We start from the raw sequence: 19,129 nt of genomic DNA, 5'->3' as shown, positions 1-19,129 counted from the left end.
TAGGTTACCTATAAAATGTAAGCGCTTCAAAACATCTTTGTAAGGAGGAATCATATGTTAGCGACATTGGGTTTTTTAACGATTGCGGTGTTCTTATTTTTAATTTTAACGAAAAAGGTTTCAGTCATTGTCGCCTTAATTATAGTTCCTTTAGTATTTGCGTTACTAGGGGGCTTCGGTGCAGAAATCGGCACTCTGATGCTTGATGGAATTCAAAGTGTAGCCCCAACAGGTATTATGCTAGGATTTGCAATTTTATTTTTCGGTGTTATGAACAATGCAGGCTTATTTGACCCCATTATCTCTAGAGTGTTAAAAATGGTAAAAGGAGATCCGTTAAAAATTGTGGTGGGAACCGCCGTGATTGCTATGGTTACCCATTTGGATGGGTCAGGGGCATCAACATTCTTAATTACCATTCCAGCTCTCTTGCCATTATATGAAAAATTGAAAATGAGCCGTTTGGTTTTAGCAGGCGTCGTTGCACTAGGGGCTGGCATTATGAACATGATGCCATGGGGAGGTCCAGCTGCCCGAGCAGGAAGTGCATTAGGATTAGACCCTAGCGCCATTTTCTCACCTCTTATTCCAGCGATGATTGCAGGAATTATTTGGGTATTATTTGTTTCCTATATTCTTGGAAAACGAGAAAGAAAACGCTTAGGTGTGCAAGATTTTGAGTATAACTATCAACAAGAACTTTCTGATGAAGATCGCAAAATGCGCAGACCAAAATTATTTCTCGTTAACTTGGCGATTACGATTTTAGCTATTGTTGCTTTAATAAAAGTATGGCTGCCACTGCCAATTGTCTTTATGGTGGCATTTGCTGTTGCCTTGCTCATCAACTATCCAAAACCAGAAGATCAACAAGAACAAGTCAAAAGTCAGGCGCTTGGTATGGTAACGGTTGTTTCAATTATCTTTGCAGCAGGAATTTTCACAGGGATCTTAGGTGGAACAGGAATGATTGAAGCAATGGCCTTAGCGATGGTGAACATTATTCCAGAAGGGGTAGGCGGATCGATGGCTCTTCTAGTAGCTGTGATCAGTATGCCAATTAGTCTACTCTTTACACCAGATGCATATTATTTCGGAGTATTGCCAGTCTTAAGTCAATCCGCTGAAATGTATGGGGTGGCGTCGATTGAAATGGCGCGCGCTTCTATTTTAGGACAAATGACAACAGGATTTCCGCTAAGTCCGTTAACCGCAGCAACGTTCCTATTAATTGGGTTAGCGAGAGTAGAGCTCGGAGATCATCAGAAGTTTATTTTTAAGTGGGCATTTGGAACGACGATTGTAATGGCGATTGTGGCTTGGATTACGGGTGCGATTTAAGATAGGTGTGGAGTGTGTAGATCCCTTTGAGATTCAAAGGGATCTACACTTATTTAGAGATATCTATTTTTATATTGCAACTTGAAAATTTTTTTGTTACTATCGTTTCATAGCTAACGATTATGAATTTTTAAAAGGAGGGATTTACAATACATTCTTTTAATGAAGAGGGAGAGTTACTTCCTGAAGAGAAAGATACGATAAACCTCTTAACGAAATTACCAATTGATTCGCTCGATTTGGATGCTATAGCGGTGGTAACAAACATCTATCGAATGGCTCAAGGGTTAAGGAATAAAATGGAAAGAGAAGTACTAGCTGAGTATGGTCTATCGTGGACGTCATTTTCCATGCTATATGATCTATGGATTGGTCAGTCGGTTGAAACGAAAATATTGGCTGAATCAGCTGGAGTTTCCAAGGCAACCATTAGCAATATTACGAAAACCCTAGAGAAAAAAGAGTTCTGTTATCGAAAAGTAGACATTCGAGATAGAAGAATAACGTACGTTACTATTACGGAAAAAGGCAGAAGAATTATGGAAGAGCTATATCCGAAATTTCATAAAGGGGAAGTAGAAATTGTTTCTAGTCTTTCTGTAAATGAGCAAAAGAACATGTCAGCCTTAGTAAGAAGAGTCATAAAAAAAAATCAATTTTAACAAATTATCTATTCTATAAGCGTAGACGGGAAACCAAGTAGTAGTTATCTCCCTGTTTCAGAGAGTCGGTGGTTGCTGCGAATCGACACAAAGATAACACGAAATACATTCCCTGAGCTTTCTTTGTCATGGTGGCAAAGACGGACGAGCCGTTATTCGTTAAGTGGAAGAAAGTATTTCTTCAACAAGGGTGGTACCGCGTGCAAAACCACGTCCCTTCATTTGTATGGGATGTGGTTTTTTAACATTTTAATTTGGAGGAACAGAACATGAATGAGGTAATGAAACAACAATTAACAATAGAACAGATAGCTGAAGTGAAAAGACAAATGGGAATGTACACACAAGGGGTGCAAGACATTATTCCTGTGGAAGAGTTAGAGGGAAAAGTAGCAAAAGCGGTAATGGAAAACCGACCGCTTAAAATCAAATTAGGATTAGATCCTTCAGCTCCTGATGTACACCTAGGTCATACTGTTGTACTAAAGAAGATGAAACAGTTTCAGGAAAACGGGCATATTATCCAACTACTGATTGGGGACTTCACAGGAAAGATTGGAGATCCAACAGGAAAATCGGTCGCGAGAAAACCATTAACAGATGAAGAAGTAAAGTACAATGCCAAAACATACTTCGAACAATTTGGAAAAGTCGTTGATATGGAAAAAGTGGAACTTCATTACAATTCGAAATGGTTATCTAAACTAAATTTTGAAGATGTTATTCAATTAGCTGGCAAAATCACAGTGGCGAGATTAATGGAAAGGGATGACTTTGAAGAACGAATTGCTCTTGGTAAACCTATTTCCTTACATGAATTTTTCTACCCATTGATGCAAGGGTACGATTCTGTCGTGTTAGAGTGTGACATTGAACTTGGTGGAACAGATCAGCATTTTAACGTGCTGATGGGAAGGCATTTTCAAGAAAAGTTCGGCAAAGATAAACAAGTTGCCATCCTTATGCCGTTACTAGAAGGGCTTGATGGTGTAGAAAAAATGTCTAAATCAAAGAAAAACTATATCGGGATTGATGAAAGTCCACAAGAAATGTACGGAAAAGCGATGTCGATTCCAGATGAATTAATGAAGAAATACTTCAAATTGATTACAGACTTCTCTCCTGAAAAAATAAACATCATTAAAACACAACTTGATTCAGGGAAACTGCATCCTAGAGATGCAAAAATGCTTCTTGGAAAAACGATCGTACGAATGTACCATGGAACGGACGAAGCGGAGAAAGCTGAACAACATTTTATTTCAGTCTTTCAAAAAGGGGATATGCCTGACGAAGTCCCTGTAATTGAGTGGCAAGGTGATAATGAAAAATCAATAGTTGATCTACTAGTTGAGTTGAACTTATTAAACTCAAAAAGTGAAGCGAGAAAAATGATTAGTAATAGAGGAGTGAAAGTGAATGGAAACCGGGTAGAGGACCCTAACGTACAGATTGCAATACTAAATGATGTAGTTATACAAGTTGGAAAGCGTAAATTTATTAAAATTAAGAGATAATACAAGTAAAAGAAATCTAGCTACCTTTTTACTTTAAAGCTAGCTAGTTTTTTTATTGAGAGGGAAAAAACATGCAAAAAGTTATTTTTATGGACGTTGATGGAACGCTCGTTAATGATCATGGTATTATTCCTGAAACGGCTAAGAAGCGATTCAAAAAGCTAGAAAAAATGGTCATTTGATTTTTATATGTACGGGTAGATCGAAAGCGGAATTGTTTAAGGAAATCATGGACGTTGGATTTGATGGAATCATTGGGGCTGCCGGAGGATACATTGAAGTTAATGGGAAGGTAGTGTTACACGAACGAGTAAAGCAAGAAAACATTGAGCAAATAGTGGAGTTTTTTAACAGGCATGAGATTGATTTTTATTTAGAGTCAAATGGTGGATTGTTTGCAAGTAAGAATTGCAAAAAACATGTACAGATAATAGTTGATCAATTGATAGTGGAAAAGCCTGAAGCAAAAGAGGAAGTTGAAAAAGGAATAAAACCATTTCTAGATAGTTTGATTGATGGCGAGGATTTGCTTAGAGAAGATATAAATAAAATTTCTTTCTTAGGATCAGAACTCCCAATTGATACAATCAGGAAAGAGTTTGGAACATCGTTTACGGTTGTTTCTAGCACGGTCCCTGTTTTTGGTGAGAATAGCGGTGAACTATCGGTACCAGGTATCCATAAAGCAACCGCCATTGAGGCACTACTTCAACATTTGAAAATGGATAAAAGGAACACTATTGCATATGGAGACGGAATGAACGATCTAGAAATGCTCGAATATGTACAACATGGTGTGGCAATGGGGAATGCGAAAGAAGAGCTAAAGGCTGTCGCGGATGAAATCACGGATTCACATGATTACAACGGTATTTATCATAGTTTTAAAAGAAATGGTTTGATTTAATTTAACTAGTAAACTGGTGACTTTATATGGAAGAATTGAAGATAATGAAGTACAAAATATTGTGTTTAAATAAAGATGTGCGTAGAATTTCAAACTATAAAAATGCTTAAAAATAACCTAAGAACCTTCTTTAGTCTAGAAGGTTTTTTCTATTTATTTAACTTCTTTCAATCTTACTGACGACTTGGTAAGACTCCAATGTTAAGAATGAATGGAAATCTCAATTATTGAAGAAACGGGGAGAACACTTGAATATGGTAAAATGGAGTGGGAATTACTGAAAATGATAAAGTTGTTGATTGCAACCTATAAAATATGAATACAAAGAAAGGAAGTACAACATTATGGATTTTGAAACAGTTATGCAAGAACTTGAAGCCCTCGGTAAGGAACGAACGAAAAAAATGTACATATCCAATGGGGCAGAAGAACCACTTTTTGGCGTGGCAACAGGTGCGATGAAACCAATAGCTAAGAAAATAAAAATCGACCAATCTTTAGCTGAAGAGCTTTATGCCACAGGGAATTACGATGCCATGTATTTTGCAGGCATTATTGCAGATCCAAAAGCCATGACGGAGTCGGATTTTGATCGTTGGATGGACTCAGCCTATTTTTATATGTTGTCTGATTATGTGGTTGCAGTAACGTTAGCGGAGGCAGATATTGCACAAGAAGTTGCTGATAAATGGATCTCAAGTGGGGAAGAGCTGAAAATGTCTGCCGGCTGGAGTTGTTATTGCTGGCTCTTAGGCAATCGCAAGGATCATGAATTCTCTGAAAGCAAGATTTCTCGTATGTTAGAGAGTGCAAAAAAATCCATTCATGATTCGCCTGAACGTACGAAATCATCTATGAATAACTTTCTATACACCGTTGGAGTTTCGTATTTGCCTCTACATGAAGAAGCACTAGAGACCGCAAAGGAAGTAGGGATAGTAGAAATTAAACGTGACAACAAAAAAAGCAGTTTCCTTAACGCGTACGAAAGCATTCAAAAAGATATTGATAGAGGGAGAATTGGTTTTAAACGTAAATATGTGAGGTGTTAAAGTGAACGTAAGGGGATTTTAAGTAAGAGAGTATTACTTACTTATATAAAAAAGTTATCTTGAGCGCCTTAGTAAGGTAATAAACTCAAAAATGTGTGTAAACGTTTTTGAGTTTGTTTTATTTATATTGAAAAAGAGATGAAAGTTACTATCGAAACTTAGTGACCTTCATGTGTAGGTAGAAAGAACATGTAGACATTGGAAATTTGAAAATGATAAAATATAAAAACAAATTTACTTTGCTAAAGTTGGTGTTTGAGCATGCTGAAATCCTTTATAGAAAATGAGCTTCCGAAGCAGCAAATACTTAAAACGGTGTATTTATTAATCCATGATCATGGGCCAATCACAAAAACAGATCTCTTAGAAAAGACAAATTTGAAACAAACAACATTGTTTCGTATTATTGAGCGCTTAGAAAAAGATGGGTTAATTGTGGAGTCAGGCTACGGGGAATCAAATGGAGGGCGTCCGCCGATTTTGTATAGTATTAATGCACGTTTAGGTTATATTGTTTCATTACATATAAACAGGATGTTTACGAGAGTGTCTTTATTTAATCTTCATTTTGAATTGCTAGATCAAGTTACGATCTCAATGACGAAGAAGCATACGCCGGAAGTTATTATAGATGAGATAATTAGAAGTATTCATACTTTCATGAAAACGCATCAATTTACCATAGGTGAATTACTAGGTATTGGAGTAGGGGCAATTGGACCACTTGATCGAGAACGTGGGGTAATTTTAGAGCCGGAACCATTTGCTGCTCCAGGATGGAAAAATGTACCTATTGTCAATGAATTAAAGAAGCATTTTCCAGTAAAGATTACTCTAGAGAATGGTGCTACGCTTGCTGCTTTGGGAGAATATGAAGGTGAACGATCAGCATATAAAAATATTCTATGCTCTATTAATAGTTGGGGGATAGGGTGTGGAATTATCTCAAATGGAGAAGTGGTAAGAGCGCATAACGGAAATGTTGGATTGTATGGACATATGGTTATTGATATTAATGGTGAGCTATGTGAATGTGGAAAAAGAGGGTGTTTGCAAGCCTATACGTCACTTTATGCTATCTTAAAAGATTTAGGTACAAACTATCTATCTCCAGAAAAAGACCTGAATTGGTGTAGAGAAAACACCAATGATTTAATTAAACAGTTAAATCAAGATCGAGAAATAACAAAGCAAGCTGTCCTGCGTTCTGCTTATTATTATGGTGTGGGGCTTTCTAATATTATTAATCTTCTTGAAACAGAAGTTGCTGTATTGTCGGGGCCTTTAATTCAACTTTACGATGGGTACTTTAATAGGGTAAAAGAAGTCGCATTACAACATATCACCTTAAACAAAAAGGTGAAAATTATTCAGGAAAATTCAATGCAATCGAATGCCTCTATTGGAGCGGCTGTTTCGACTTTTTCATCATTGTTTGATAGGGAAGAAAAGGAATGAAGATATGTTTTTAAAAAATTCTAAAATTTATATTTATTTTTTTGAATAAATCATGTATTATGAATCCACGGGAACTTTTATCCGAAATGGAGTAAAGGGGGTCTCCGGAAATAAATGTAAGCGTTTTTATAAATACTTTTATCCAAAATGAAAAAAAGATAATAAGACCTTACCTACTTGTTAGTAATAAAGTAGGATTTAGAAAAATGGAGATGAGATCATGTCAAATATTTCTGTAGTTATGCTTGGAACGGGAAGTCCTCGTCCAAACTTAAACCGATCGCAGCCTGCACAAGCACTTGTTGTTAAAGATCAAACAATTCTTATTGACTGTGGAGAAGGAACAACAGCTCAGTTAATGAAAGCTCGGATTAATCCCCAGTCCATCAAGTACCTTATCTTCACTCATTTACATTCAGATCACACAATGGGGTATGCTCAATTCCTTCTTGGCGGATGGGGGCAAGGTAGATCAGAGTTGACCATTATTGGTCCAAAAGGAACAAGGGACTTTCATGAAAATATTTTGCAGATGTATTCTTACGATATTGATTATCGTTGTTCGCTGGGACGTTCAGCAGCTGGGATACGGGATGTTAAAGTAATTGAGTTTGATGAACCTGGTGAGTTGCCGGTAAACCCGTTACCTTTTAAAGTAACGACAGCGCGTATGATTCACAATGTTCCTACATTTGCTTTTCGATTTGAAATTGATGAAAAGGTGATTGTCATCTCAAGTGATACATCGCCGAATGAAGAAATCGTCCATCTTGCAAAGGGGGCGGATCTATTAGTACAGAATGCGGGCTTGACAACAGGTGAGAAGAGCGAAGCACTTGAAAAAATTTGGGATCAGCTTCAGAAAGAACACTGTAGTCCGACTCAGGCAGGTGTTATAGCGAAAAGAGCGAATGTTAAAAAAGTAGTTCTTACTCACTTTTTACCTGAAGCTGATGGACGCATTGCTTTTGAAGAGGCATCTGCCGAATTTTCTGGAGAAGTCATTGTCCCGGAGGACTTACAAATTATAAAAGTAGGATAAAAATTGAATTCTATTAATCAACTAAAGGAGATGATTGAATGAAACGTGCTATAATCAGTATCTTTTTCCTTTTCGTAATGTCCCTAATCTTAGTGGCCTGTGGTGGGGGCGAATCGAGTCAACCGGCTAACAATGGCGATGAAAGTGAAGGGGGTTTCTCAGGAATTGTTCCGGTCTACACACCAGGATCAGGTGGAATTAACTATATTATAAGTGCAGGATTAGCTAATATCATAAATAATGAAAAAGTCCTACCAGGAGCTTCTTTTGCAACAGAAGCAACAAATGGTACGTCTGAAATTGTTCAATATATGTCTGAACGTCATCAACAAGGGCTACCTGCATTTGGTGGAATTGGCGCCTTAGGTGCTGATCAAGCGTTTAATAGTGTGTTAGAACCAGTTCCAGGAGAACACGACTACTTAAGAGGGATTGGGTACTTAAGTTATAACGCACTACATCTAGTTGTACGCGAGAATTCTCCGAATTAATCATTTGAAGATTTAGCAGGAAAACGAATCGGTGTTGCCGCTATTGGTACTCCTCCTACTGAATTACTAGAAGACCTTATGGAAGCTCATGGAGTGAGCAAAGATGATTATCAACCATTACCACTTAGTAGTTTTACTGAAATTCAAGAAGCGGTAGCAAATGGAAGTGTGGATGCAGGTTACTTAATGGGGGCAATCCCAGCTCCGACTGTTAGAGAGCTTACTCAAACAGAAGACGTGAGAATTATACCTGTTAACCCTACTATTATGGAATCTTTTGTAACAGAGCATCCTTATTACTCATCGGTTGACATACCAAGTGGTACGTACCCAGGGCAAGAGGAAGATATTACGATTGGAGCGTTTTATTCAATTTATATTACTCATGAGCAAACAGACGATGAGATGGATTATAAATTTTTAGAAACAATCATGAACAATACAGATGGACTAAAAGACATTCATCCGACTTTTGACATTGTCCCTGAAACAGTGGCAGATGGTATAACCATTCCGTATCACCCAGGTGCGTTGCAATACTTTGAAGATCATGGGATAGAGGTTCAATAATAAAAATTTAGGAACGTATACAGTTTTGATAGGTGCCAAGAGCAGGAATTCTCTAACGTACCTTACCAACTTCTGCAATGAGAGTGAGGAGTGTATTCGACCATGTTACAGAAAATAATTACAAGGGCCGTAGTAATTCTCGCATTTTTCTTGGCATTTTTTCACCTTTATGCTGGAGGAATTCAAATATTTCCTTCTATGCAGCAGAGAGGAGTTCATCTTGGCTTTGCCCTTGCTTTAATCTTTCTGCTTTATCCTTTTATTAAAAAGGCAGACACTGAGACGCTAGCTAAGAGAGGGAAAATCGCTTGGACATCGGATATTCTTTTAGCTGGGACTTCTATTTTTCTTGGAGTATATATTTATATCTATTTCATTGATCTATCGATGGCATTTAGTTCACCTACCATAACGATGTTAGTCGTTGGTGTGTTAAGTATTATTCTCACATTAGAAGCAGCAAGAAGAATTATAGGTTGGGCATTGCCTATATTAGCTTCACTATTTCTTGTATACGCTTTCTTTGGTGAGAAGTTACCTTTGTTATTTGCTCATTCTGGTTACAGCTTGCAGCGAATTATTACTCAAGTTGGTCTATCTAATGAAGGAGTATTCGGTATTCCACTTGGAGTATCGGCGACATATGTAGTGTTGTTTGTCTTGTTTGGGTCATTTCTAGAAAAATCAGGAGCAGGGAAATTTTTTATTGATTTAGCTTTCTCTCTAGTAGGACGATTCAGAGGAGGAGCCGCGAAAGTGTCGATCGTATCAAGTGCTTTATTTGGATCGATTAGCGGTAGTCAAGTCGGAAATGTAGCAACAACGGGAATCTTAACCATTCCGTTGATGAAGCGTGGTGGATATAAAGCGAAGTATGCAGGAGCAGTTGAATCTGTGGCTTCCACAGGAGGGATGCTTCTGCCACCTGTCATGGGGGCTGTGGCCTTTTTAATGGCTGATTTTTTACAAGTAGAATACATTCAAGTTGCGTTAGCGGCTTTAATACCTGCATTGCTTTACTTTATTGCCATTTTTATCATGGTAGACTTACGAGCTGCCCGTATGGGAGAAAGTAATCAAGAAAATCATTACAAAGTTCCAAATTTAAAAGAGATGATTGTCACAAAAGGGCATTTAATTCTACCACTTGTTGTCTTAGTTTTTCTATTAATTGGTCCACAAATGCCGCCACCTGAGGCAGCATTTTGGGGGATCGTAAGTGTTCCTCTTGTTTGTCTTTTACGAAAAGAAACAAGAATGAGCTTTTCTGATATGAAAGAGGCCATTGTTCAAGGAATGAAGCTTTCGTTAGTTGTTGCTGCAGCCTGTGCGTGTGCAGGTATCGTTATTGGTGTCATTAACATGACAGGTATGGGATTAAGATTCTCTGGAATCTTGATTGAACTTTCCGGGGGGCATTTGTTTTTATTGCTACTATTAACAATGATTGCCTCCATTATTATGGGGATGGGTTTGCCACCAGTAGCATCATATATTATTTTAGCAGTTTTGGCCGCACCAGCAATCACACAATTAGGTGTACCTAGTATGGCCGCACATATGTTTATCTTTTATTATGGAGTACTTTCGGGAATTACACCTCCTGTAGCGATTGCAGCGTATGCCGCAAGTGGAATAGCAAAAACCAACCCCATGTCGACATCCATTACAGCTGTTAGATTAGCAGCCGTTGCTTTTATTGTTCCGTTTATGTTTGTATATGGACCGGCACTTATATTCCAAGGGACTGTCGTTACGATCTTACTAGCCTCGGTTACGGCATTAATAGGGATTTATGCATTAGCTGTTTCTTTAGAAGGGTATCTAAAACAACCGGTCTTACTAATTTCAAGATTCATATTATTTATAGGAGCGGTGTTATTAATTAATGTCGGAGTAATATTTGATATTGTAGGGTTTGCCATTATTGTAGCTACAATATTTTATGAATTGAAGGTTAGAAAATTTGTCTCGGTACAGAATTTGGGTGTGAAAGAAATGTAGTAATAACTTAGAACACCTCGTAAACTTTTATATTAATGAATGGCTGCCCTAAAGCGATATAGCTTTGGGGTAGCCGCATATTGTTGATAGCTGCATCTATAAATGGTGAATTCTAATTGAGCGTCACAATCCAGCAAACCTGTAATCTATTTAGCGTGAAAGTGAGGTTATTGAATGATATTGTACATTAAATCAGACTAAGGAATGATCCTATTTCTGATTTAGCGTGATAACAACATTCACTTTTTATATTCATGGGACATTTATGTAATAGTTAGCAAAGAGAGTTCACTGTAATAAAACTACAAAAGGTGGATAGCCTTCACACCGTTTAAGAAGGAGGAATGTCTATTGTTAAGAGGAAAGAGAGTATTCACCTACTATAATCAACAACTGTTTACAAGGGATTTACTAGCTGGAATCACACTTTTTGTTATGCTTATTCCTCAAGGGATGGCCTATGCGATGTTGGCAGGGCTGCCACCAGTTATGGGATTGTATGCAGCTACGATTCCCTTGTTTATTTACGCACTATTTGCTTCTTCTAAACATTTGTCGATAGGCCCAGTAGCGATCACATCTCTATTAGTTTTTTCGGGTGTCTCCATTTTAGCTGAACCAGGTTCCGAGGAGTTTATCTCATTTGCTTTACTGTTGGCAGTGATGGTGGGGGCTATACAGCTTTTGTTGGGCGTTAGTAAACTAGGTTTTATTGTGAAATTTATCCCTCATTCAGTGATGAACGGATATACATCTGCTGCTGCAATTGTGATTGGGCTTAGTCAAATTAAACATGTATTAGGAATTAATTTAGGGAATCACTTACAGGTTCACTACATCTTTATTGGTGTGATAGAAAAAGTAATGGAGATTAACCTAACTACAGTCTTGATCGGAATCACTAGTATAATCCTTTTGATAGTATTGAAAAAAATGGCTCCGCGTGTTCCAGGTGCATTATTGGTTGTTGTTTTATCAATCCTTTTTGTATTTTTATTTAACTTAGAAAAAAATGGTGTTCAGATTGTAGGGAATGTTCCTCAAGGCTTTCCGCAGTTGGTGGTACCTACATTTACTGTAGAGACGGTTCAGCTCCTCATTCCAATGGCACTCACTATTGCTCTTCTCGGTTTTATGGAGTCTTTAGCTATCGGTAAAGCAATTGCGAAGAAAGAGAAATATAAAATTAATCCAAATAAAGAATTGAAGGCTTTAGGGTTGTCAAATATGATTGGTGCTTGCTTTCAATCCTTTCCGGTAAATGGGAGTTTTTCTAGAACGGCGGTCAATCATCAATCAGGCGGAGCGACACAAATGACATCTGTCATAACAGGAGTATTTATTATCATCACCTTACTGTTTTTTACTTCTTTCTTTTATTATTTACCCAATGCCGTGCTCGCATCTATTATTTTAGTCGCAGTTTATAAGTTAATAGATATCAAGGAAATGAAGCACTTATTTGAGGTGAAACCGTTTGAAGGATGGGTTTGGGTTATTACATTTATAGTTACGCTATTTGTAGGGATCCAATGGGGAATTATAATTGGGGCGATCTTCACGTTAGTGTTATTGTTAAATCGGAGTTCAAAGCCATCGATTGTAGAGATGGGGTATGTAAAGAGGGAAAAAACGTTTCGCAATATTAAACGTTATAAAGACGCAGTGACTTCTGAAGATGCTGTTATCCTTCGAATTGATTCAAACCTCCATTTTGCCAATATATCTTATGTGGAAGAGAAAGTAAAAGAGGTTCTTAAAGATAAAAAAGGAACGAAATGGTTGATCCTTGATATGTCTGGTGTGAATGATGTTGACACAATTTCAGTTGATATGTTAGAAGAAATGATTGATTTCTATCAAGGCAAAGGGATTACTACATTGTTTGCGAGTATGAAAGGCTCAATTCGTGATACAGTTACTAAAGTGAATTGGGATCAAAAGTACAAAGGACAGAAAAATCATTTGCCACTAGAACAATTATTGAAAGTAAAAGGGATTCGTATCGAGAAGCCAGAAGAATATGTTGTAAGCGCATTGGATTATCAGATTTGAATTTTTTTATATTTGTCTTAGCATATCAGCTTGATTAAGATGAAAATTGTTTATGAAAAAGTTATTTCTTCTATTAAATTATTTTTTTGCGGCCCTGCAAATTGTAAAAGCTGTAAGTATTCGGAGTAGTAATGTAAAGGTTCTTGTCTATGATATTTGTTTTAAACGTAAATATGTGAGGTGTTAAAGTAAACGTTGCATAAGTGGATTATGAGTAATTATTAATGATTTCAAGGGAGGATATGGCGGTCGCTATGACCACCATATCCTTTTTGAACTTAAAATCTCCCTTATATTTTCAGCTTCATCTCTCTTTCTTTCACGGCAATCTCTAAATGGTTTTCAGCAAGCTCTGGATGAGCTTTGCGAAGCACCGAAGGCCTTGCAAGCACAAGCACAACAAGTATTAAGAAAGCAGCAGACAGAAGAAGGACCCATTGACCTGGAAAGAGATCGTACAGAATTCCATACATAACCATTCCAAGTGGAATCAGAGCCATGGACATGGTTTCAATAATTGAAAATACACGGCCTTTATAATCGTCATCGATTGTCTTTTGCAACATCACTTGTAATGGTGTATTAATGACCATAATGATGGAGCCGAAACAGAACATGATTATCAAATAGTAAGCGAATACGAAATTATATGTTAAGTTGCTCATCAACGGGAAGGAAATGGCGCCCATAATCACACCCAAAGCTAGAATTCCCCGTTTGGAAACAAGAAGTGGGAATTTCACCTCTTTTCTAATCGAAAAATAGAGTGACATTACTACCATCCCCACGGAAAAAGCTCCTTGTGTCAAGCCGAAATGCTGTGGTTCCATTTTTAGCTTTTCTATAAGAATATAAGAATACCCTACCTCAAAGGCTCCGAACAAAAAGTTTACCATTAACCCGATCCAAAGCATAAGAACAATCACAGGTTGCAATTTCAAATAGGCAATACCTAGCTTGATGCTCTCTAAGATAGAGTCTTTCTGTTTGCCTTCCTTCTCTTCTTTCTGTTGACTGAAAAGTCGGAAGTTCATTGTTGACTCTAGAATAAGAGCAAGGATAGATGCGGTCATATAGACCAAAAGAAATACTGGTATCTGTACCGTTCCGTATAATAATCCACCAATTGCAGGGCTCCCAACTGCTGCAAAGGAGATTGACATTTGATTGAGAGACATGGCTTTTTGAATTCGTTCCTTATCGATTAAACCAGTTATAGACGAAGTAAAGGCTATTCCTGAAAACGTCGAGGTTACCGACAATATACACGTCGTGACATAAATGGAAAGCAAAGACAGCCCAGTAGTTAAAGTGACAAGGAGAAGCCCAACAATGGTGAGGGTGGTGGCAATTTGTGAGCAAATAACAATTGTTTTTTTCGAGTATCGATCGGTTATCGCTCCAGCAAATGGGGCAAGAATGGCCCTCGGAAGAATATTACAGATTAAGTTCGTTGCAAAGCTTGCTGCAGAACCTGTCATTTGTAAGATGTAAAAACTGATTGCGAATGTATAAATTTGAGCGCCAAATGTAGAAATAAGCTTACTGATCATAAACGTATACAGGTGATAGGTCGCCTTTTTCACTTTCCATTTATCGTCCATTTTTGCACCTTCTCTTTAAAAGTTTAATTTAATTAAACAAATCATACCATGCACATTTCTTTTCTTTCAAGAAAAAGTTTAATATAATTAAACAAATGGGCGAATGGGGGATGATTATGCTTGGAGAGCGAATTAAGAAATTACGAAAGCAAAAAAAGCTAACACTTGAAGCATTGGCTGGCAAAGAATTATCCAAAGGCATGCTCAGCTTAATTGAAAATAACAAAGCAAATCCGTCAATGGAAAGCTTAACTTATATAGCCAAACAACTGGATGTAGATGTTGCTGATTTATTAGATACTGTCAGCTCAGAGGAACTTCGAGGAATTCTAGAAAAAGCGGAAAAAATATACAATGATGCAGATGAAAAAACACCTGATAAATATAAACAGCTCATCGAGTTAGTCGAGCCTTTATGGGAGGTTATTCCCCAAGGTTACGAGGCAGCTCGTCTATTAGAAATATATGGCTATTCTCTTTGGGAAGAGAAGGAGGCAAACTGGTTAGAGGTTTCCAAATCTGCAGCAAACATGTTTGAACAATTGAATATCTCTTCAAACCGGGCTGCCATTGCTATTTTTTGGGTCAATCAAAAATTTCTTGAACACAAATACGATGAATCTTTAACGATCTTTTTACAAGAACGAAAGACCATTGAAACCACTTTTGCTTATATTGATCCTTTAACAAGGCTTGATCTTGATTATCATGAAGCCATATTGCATTTTGCTGTGGGTCATTCTCAATCAGCCATAAGGATTATGGAAAATGCGATCCAGTTTTCAAGGGAGAAAAAGGTTTTTTATCGTATAGATGATCTATATCGACTTGCTGCTTGCGAGGGAATGTTGTCTAAGGATGAAAAGAAGAAAGCCTTTTATTTAGAAAAGCTAAAGCAATACGGGGAGTTCGCGGACAATAAATATTCTATCTATTTCTATAAGCTTTTACATATCATGGCTAGGATCTCAGAAAAAAAGGAATATGAAAAGGCAATAGAAGAGATTGACCAGTTGCTTTCTGATTCGGATACTCTTGTTTTTTATGATCCATGGTTTACCTTGGAAAAGGGAAAGGCGTGTTATTATTTAGGTCGTTATGAAGAAGCATTACGTTTATTAGATAAGGTTGAAATTCCGGACGTACATCACCCTTTTGATTTATCGATATTTTATGTAATGGATACATATAAAGCCCTATGTCATCGCAAGGTGGGAGATAAACAGACCGCAGTTCAATCAATCGAACAGGCTTATGCTAATTTCAACCTATTACCTTCAACACCTTTCAAAGAATTTACGATGGAGGTATATGAGGAGATTAAAAGTTGATTTTTTAGGACAATAGGATATAGGGGTGTACATGATGGAAAAGGGGGAGTAAGGGTTTGGAAATAATTAGTTCAGCATTGCTAGTACTAGCTGTATTTTTCTATTTTGAATTCAAATCTAAAATAAAGAAACTGGAAAAACGAGTAGAAGATTTGGAAAGCAAATTACACAGGAGTTCTTTAGAGTCAAAGTCTGTAAAACGATAGGGGGAGAATAATTTGATATCACTCATTATGATCCAACTTTTTATGTTTCTACTGTTGTTTCTACTAGGATACCTCATTGTAAAAAAACAAGCATATTTCCTTTTATCTGGATTTTCTGCAAAAACGGAGGAAGATCAACAGATACTTATCAAAAATGGCTATCCACAAGCGGCAGGAAGAGTCTTAATGAATTCAAGCTTTATTTTACTTGTTGGGTTAGGGTTATCTTTATTTGAAATTCCATATATGATCGAGCTTTCTTGGCTTGTCATGATCATTTATCTATTTGTCCATTTACTCTATATTGGTAAACTAGACAACACCAAACATAGGAAGCGTAATTCACTCATTTTAAAAATGACAATCGTTTTTACTTTTGGGATTTTAGGATGGGCTTCCTATATGGGTTTACAACCGAATGAGCTATCTATTTCGGATAATCGCTTGCAGATTAGTGGGTTTTATGGAGTAGAGTGGCCATTGGACGAAATTACGAATATCGAATTAGTCGATACAATCCCAAAAATCCAAGTAAGAACAAATGGTTTTTCTTTTGCTAATCGATTAAAGGGCCATTTTCGCCTTGAAGAGTTAGGGAAAGGCAGATTATTCATCTATCGTAATTCTCCTCATTTTATTTATATTGAAAAAGGAGATGACTATATATTCATAAACTCTAGCGACAGCCACGAAACGAAATTGTGGTATGAGGAAATGATGAACCAATTCAACTAACTATGTTGAATAAATAAATTAGTAGATAGTCCTTCAACTCTTTGTTAGTGTTGAAGGACTTTTTTTGTGTTTTTAGGGACTAAACAAACCACCTGTAATTAGGTGGTTTGCTGTTACGTATTAATTTCTATTTTAACTTCTTTATAGATATCTTCCATTCTTTTATTACAATCTTAACCCCATCGTACTTCTATATCGATTAATCAGCACTTGGCAATCAACGCTTGTAATTCCGGGCAAGGTATATAATTTTTCTTTTAGAAAAACTTCCATTTCTTGATTGTTTTTAAAAAGGCCGTGCATGTGGAGTTTGCTTGGTCCTGTCATATGATAAAGGCTAGTAACCAAGGGGTCTTCTGATAGAATAGTTGCGACTTCATCCAAGTGCTTAGGTTCTACTTCCACATTAAAGAAAGCTGATACGTTAATTCCGATTCTTTCTGGATTGATAATAGCTGTAAAACGATCGATAACCCCATTTTCTATTAGTGTGTTTACCCGAGATTGAACAGCTACTCGTGATAGACCGACTTCCTTGGCAAGGTCGGTATAAGACATTCGTCCATCTACTTTTAAAATGTTTATAATTTGACGATCAATCTCATCAAGTTGTACGACTGGTAATGTATGAACGGGGTGTTTCGTTGACATAATATCCTCTCCTGTGCCAATGCATAATGTTGCGATTTCCTTTAATGTATCGCGCGCGCTCAATCATTTCAAGTGAATTGGAAATTAACCCTACATACTTTTCTTCGATTTCCTCTCTTTTTTTTACCATAATCTACAAGCTCTGTCATCTTTGTTGTTTATAGGATTTATAGGGTGAAGTCAGCTCTCTTATATCGTTTCTTCAAAAAATGATGTTATAAATTATAACAAGATCTGTGACTAGATCGCGACAAATAGTTAGTATTGTTGTTACAAAGATTACGAATTGTAATTTGATTATAATATATACTATCTAAAAGTAAAAGGACTGAATGTTTTATGTTGGAGGTTGTTAGCTTATGCGACTTTTAATGAAAGCACGAGGTCAACCGAGAGACCTAGCTTGAAAAAGTGTCCAATTATTAAAATGAATGAGGAGTGGTCAAACATGAGTACTACAGTAAATGATCGTTTGCAAGATTCAGTTCTAGAGAATGAGTGGCATCCAGTGTACAAAGCGAGTGAATTAAAAGACAAACCCGTTGGCGTGATTGTAATGGGAGAGCGAGTGGCTTTATTTCGTTCAAAAAATGGTGTGAATGCTTTTCGAGATTTGTGTATTCATCGTGGAGCCATGTTATCTAAAGGTTATATCAAGAATGATACTTTGGTTTGTCCATATCATGGTTGGCAATATGATGACAAAGGGAACTGCGTCTGTATTCCTGCACAAGGCAAAGATAAAAAAATTCCTGTTCGAGCAAAGGCTGAAGCTTATCACTGCATTGAAAAATATGGAATTGTTTGGGTTTGCTTAGGAGAACCACGAAGTGAATTGCCTGATATTCCTGAGTTTGAGGACGCTTCTTATCGACCATTAGTTTGTGGACCGTATGAAGTGAAAGCGGCAGGAACAAGAGTCGTTGAAAATTTCACGGACTTTGCTCATTTAATGTATGTTCATGGTGGATTGCTCGGGCATCCTGATTATGCAGAATTACCAGATTTTCAAATTTTTAAAGAAGAAGACCGAATTTATACGGGTGAAGTTCCTATTTTTCAGCCGGTGGCGCATTCTGGTTCTGATGCTAAAGAGGGCACAACATATGTGTATGTTAAGGAGGTGTTTCGACCTTTAGTAGGAAGATTATCAAAAAAGGATGCGGACACGGGAGAAACACTCTTCATTCTTTTAAGTGTGTTGCCAATTAATGATAAAGAATGTACGGTTTATATGGCCGTTTCGAGAAATTATGGATTTGATGTTCCAGATGAACAATTTATTCAATTTCAAGATACCGTATTTGAGCAGGATGCATGGATTATTGAGACGCAAAAGCCTGAGCTTTTGCCGTTAGATTTACAAGCTGAATTAAATCATAAAGTTGATATCTTATCCGTTGCTTATCGTCGTTGGTTGAAAGAGTTAGGGGTGACCATTGGAACAACGTAAGTAAAGTTCAATAGTAGCACATTATAAAATGGGAAAATGATAGGAGTGGG

15 protein-coding genes, 2 pseudogenes and 1 other annotated feature are annotated in these 19,129 nt (G+C 37.1%); of the genes and pseudogenes, 15 read left to right on the top strand and 2 right to left on the bottom strand.

Translation table 11 applies throughout. The features are described 5' to 3' along the window. Nucleotides 1–54 precede the first annotated feature (54 nt). The 11 genes and pseudogenes from N0O92_RS11320 to N0O92_RS11270 all read left to right on the top strand — a co-directional run bounded on the left by N0O92_RS11320 (nucleotide 55) and on the right by N0O92_RS11270 (nucleotide 13,099). The gene (locus N0O92_RS11320) at nucleotides 55–1,341 is read left to right on the top strand and encodes a CitMHS family transporter (RefSeq protein WP_315614763.1); all 1,287 of its coding nucleotides are present in this window, start codon (nucleotides 55–57) and stop codon (nucleotides 1,339–1,341) included. 254 nt (nucleotides 1,342–1,595) lie between these two features. Next, entirely contained in the window at nucleotides 1,596–2,003 is a 408-nt protein-coding gene (locus N0O92_RS11315) for a MarR family winged helix-turn-helix transcriptional regulator (protein ID WP_315614762.1), read from the top strand. A gap of 13 nt (nucleotides 2,004–2,016) precedes the next feature. Next, nucleotides 2,017–2,224 (top strand) — a binding site (T-box leader). 48 nt (nucleotides 2,225–2,272) lie between these two features. Then, complete coding sequence (gene tyrS / locus N0O92_RS11310; protein WP_396334495.1) at nucleotides 2,273–3,520, top strand: tyrosine--tRNA ligase; 1,248 nt, start codon at nucleotides 2,273–2,275, stop codon at nucleotides 3,518–3,520. A gap of 71 nt (nucleotides 3,521–3,591) precedes the next feature. Then, nucleotides 3,592–4,427, top strand: a pseudogene (locus tag N0O92_RS11305) (Cof-type HAD-IIB family hydrolase). A 344-nt stretch (nucleotides 4,428–4,771) separates the two neighbouring features. Continuing rightward, a complete protein-coding gene (locus N0O92_RS11300; RefSeq protein ID WP_315614761.1) occupies nucleotides 4,772–5,479 on the top strand; it encodes a DNA alkylation repair protein in 708 nt (235 codons plus the stop codon). A 261-nt stretch (nucleotides 5,480–5,740) separates the two neighbouring features. Continuing rightward, on the top strand, nucleotides 5,741–6,937 hold the full coding sequence (locus N0O92_RS11295) for an ROK family transcriptional regulator (RefSeq protein WP_315614760.1): 1,197 nt from the start codon (nucleotides 5,741–5,743) through the stop codon (nucleotides 6,935–6,937). 220 nt (nucleotides 6,938–7,157) lie between these two features. Next, on the top strand, nucleotides 7,158–7,979 hold the full coding sequence (locus tag N0O92_RS11290) for an MBL fold metallo-hydrolase (protein WP_315614759.1): 822 nt from the start codon (nucleotides 7,158–7,160) through the stop codon (nucleotides 7,977–7,979). A gap of 38 nt (nucleotides 7,980–8,017) precedes the next feature. Next, the gene (locus N0O92_RS11285) at nucleotides 8,018–8,470 is read left to right on the top strand and encodes a TAXI family TRAP transporter solute-binding subunit (protein ID WP_315614758.1); all 453 of its coding nucleotides are present in this window, start codon (nucleotides 8,018–8,020) and stop codon (nucleotides 8,468–8,470) included. A 12-nt stretch (nucleotides 8,471–8,482) separates the two neighbouring features. Continuing rightward, nucleotides 8,483–9,040: pseudogene (locus N0O92_RS11280) on the top strand (TAXI family TRAP transporter solute-binding subunit); the annotation flags it as partial. A gap of 102 nt (nucleotides 9,041–9,142) precedes the next feature. Beyond that, a complete protein-coding gene (locus N0O92_RS11275; protein ID WP_315614757.1) occupies nucleotides 9,143–11,044 on the top strand; it encodes a TRAP transporter permease in 1,902 nt (633 codons plus the stop codon). 351 nt (nucleotides 11,045–11,395) lie between these two features. Beyond that, entirely contained in the window at nucleotides 11,396–13,099 is a 1,704-nt protein-coding gene (locus N0O92_RS11270; protein WP_315614756.1) for a SulP family inorganic anion transporter, read from the top strand. Between the two features lie 290 nt (nucleotides 13,100–13,389). Here N0O92_RS11270 and N0O92_RS11265 read toward each other — a convergent pair whose 3' ends face one another. Then, a complete protein-coding gene (locus tag N0O92_RS11265) occupies nucleotides 13,390–14,703 on the bottom strand; it encodes an MFS transporter (protein WP_315614755.1) in 1,314 nt (437 codons plus the stop codon). A gap of 116 nt (nucleotides 14,704–14,819) precedes the next feature. Here N0O92_RS11265 and N0O92_RS11260 point away from each other — a divergent pair, with 116 nt between their 5' ends. Genes N0O92_RS11260 through N0O92_RS11250 form a run of 3 tightly spaced genes read left to right on the top strand, consistent with a single transcriptional unit; the run spans nucleotide 14,820 to nucleotide 16,975 of the window. Continuing rightward, on the top strand, nucleotides 14,820–16,034 hold the full coding sequence (locus N0O92_RS11260) for a helix-turn-helix domain-containing protein (RefSeq protein WP_315614754.1): 1,215 nt from the start codon (nucleotides 14,820–14,822) through the stop codon (nucleotides 16,032–16,034). 56 nt (nucleotides 16,035–16,090) lie between these two features. After that, nucleotides 16,091–16,240, top strand: coding sequence for a hypothetical protein (locus N0O92_RS11255; protein WP_315614753.1), 150 nt, complete (start codon nucleotides 16,091–16,093; stop codon nucleotides 16,238–16,240). A 12-nt stretch (nucleotides 16,241–16,252) separates the two neighbouring features. Further along, nucleotides 16,253–16,975, top strand: a complete 723-nt coding sequence (locus tag N0O92_RS11250; RefSeq protein WP_315614752.1) for a DUF3784 domain-containing protein — start codon at nucleotides 16,253–16,255, stop codon at nucleotides 16,973–16,975. A 165-nt stretch (nucleotides 16,976–17,140) separates the two neighbouring features. Here N0O92_RS11250 and chrS read toward each other — a convergent pair whose 3' ends face one another. After that, complete coding sequence (gene chrS / locus N0O92_RS11245; protein ID WP_315614751.1) at nucleotides 17,141–17,626, bottom strand: chromate efflux transcriptional regulator ChrS; 486 nt, start codon at nucleotides 17,624–17,626, stop codon at nucleotides 17,141–17,143. Between the two features lie 448 nt (nucleotides 17,627–18,074). Here chrS and N0O92_RS11240 point away from each other — a divergent pair, with 448 nt between their 5' ends. Next, a complete protein-coding gene (locus N0O92_RS11240; protein ID WP_315614750.1) occupies nucleotides 18,075–19,079 on the top strand; it encodes an aromatic ring-hydroxylating dioxygenase subunit alpha in 1,005 nt (334 codons plus the stop codon). Nucleotides 19,080–19,129: the final 50 nt, after the last annotated feature.

Origin of the sequence: Alkalihalobacillus sp. MEB130 (assembly GCF_032335535.1) — a bacterium.
Lineage (GTDB): Bacteria > Bacillota > Bacilli > Bacillales > Bacillaceae_D > Halalkalibacter.
Note: the sequence above shows the minus strand (reverse complement) of the source record. Positions and strands in the feature narration are given on the sequence as shown.

What these genes read in the sequence shown, in the direction of transcription:
- N0O92_RS11320 (WP_315614763.1), top strand. Translation starts at nt 55, where the DNA reads ATGTTAGCGACATTGGGTTTTTTAACGATTGCGGTGTTCTTATTTTTA.
- tyrS (WP_396334495.1), top strand. Translation starts at nt 2,273, where the DNA reads ATGAATGAGGTAATGAAACAACAATTAACAATAGAACAGATAGCTGAA.
- N0O92_RS11300 (WP_315614761.1), top strand. Translation starts at nt 4,772, where the DNA reads ATGGATTTTGAAACAGTTATGCAAGAACTTGAAGCCCTCGGTAAGGAA.
- N0O92_RS11295 (WP_315614760.1), top strand. Translation starts at nt 5,741, where the DNA reads ATGCTGAAATCCTTTATAGAAAATGAGCTTCCGAAGCAGCAAATACTT.
- N0O92_RS11290 (WP_315614759.1), top strand. Translation starts at nt 7,158, where the DNA reads ATGTCAAATATTTCTGTAGTTATGCTTGGAACGGGAAGTCCTCGTCCA.
- N0O92_RS11285 (WP_315614758.1), top strand. Translation starts at nt 8,018, where the DNA reads ATGAAACGTGCTATAATCAGTATCTTTTTCCTTTTCGTAATGTCCCTA.
- N0O92_RS11275 (WP_315614757.1), top strand. Translation starts at nt 9,143, where the DNA reads ATGTTACAGAAAATAATTACAAGGGCCGTAGTAATTCTCGCATTTTTC.
- N0O92_RS11265 (WP_315614755.1), bottom strand. Translation starts at nt 14,703, where the DNA reads ATGGACGATAAATGGAAAGTGAAAAAGGCGACCTATCACCTGTATACG.
- N0O92_RS11260 (WP_315614754.1), top strand. Translation starts at nt 14,820, where the DNA reads ATGCTTGGAGAGCGAATTAAGAAATTACGAAAGCAAAAAAAGCTAACA.
- chrS (WP_315614751.1), bottom strand. Translation starts at nt 17,626, where the DNA reads ATGTCAACGAAACACCCCGTTCATACATTACCAGTCGTACAACTTGAT.
- N0O92_RS11240 (WP_315614750.1), top strand. Translation starts at nt 18,075, where the DNA reads ATGAGTACTACAGTAAATGATCGTTTGCAAGATTCAGTTCTAGAGAAT.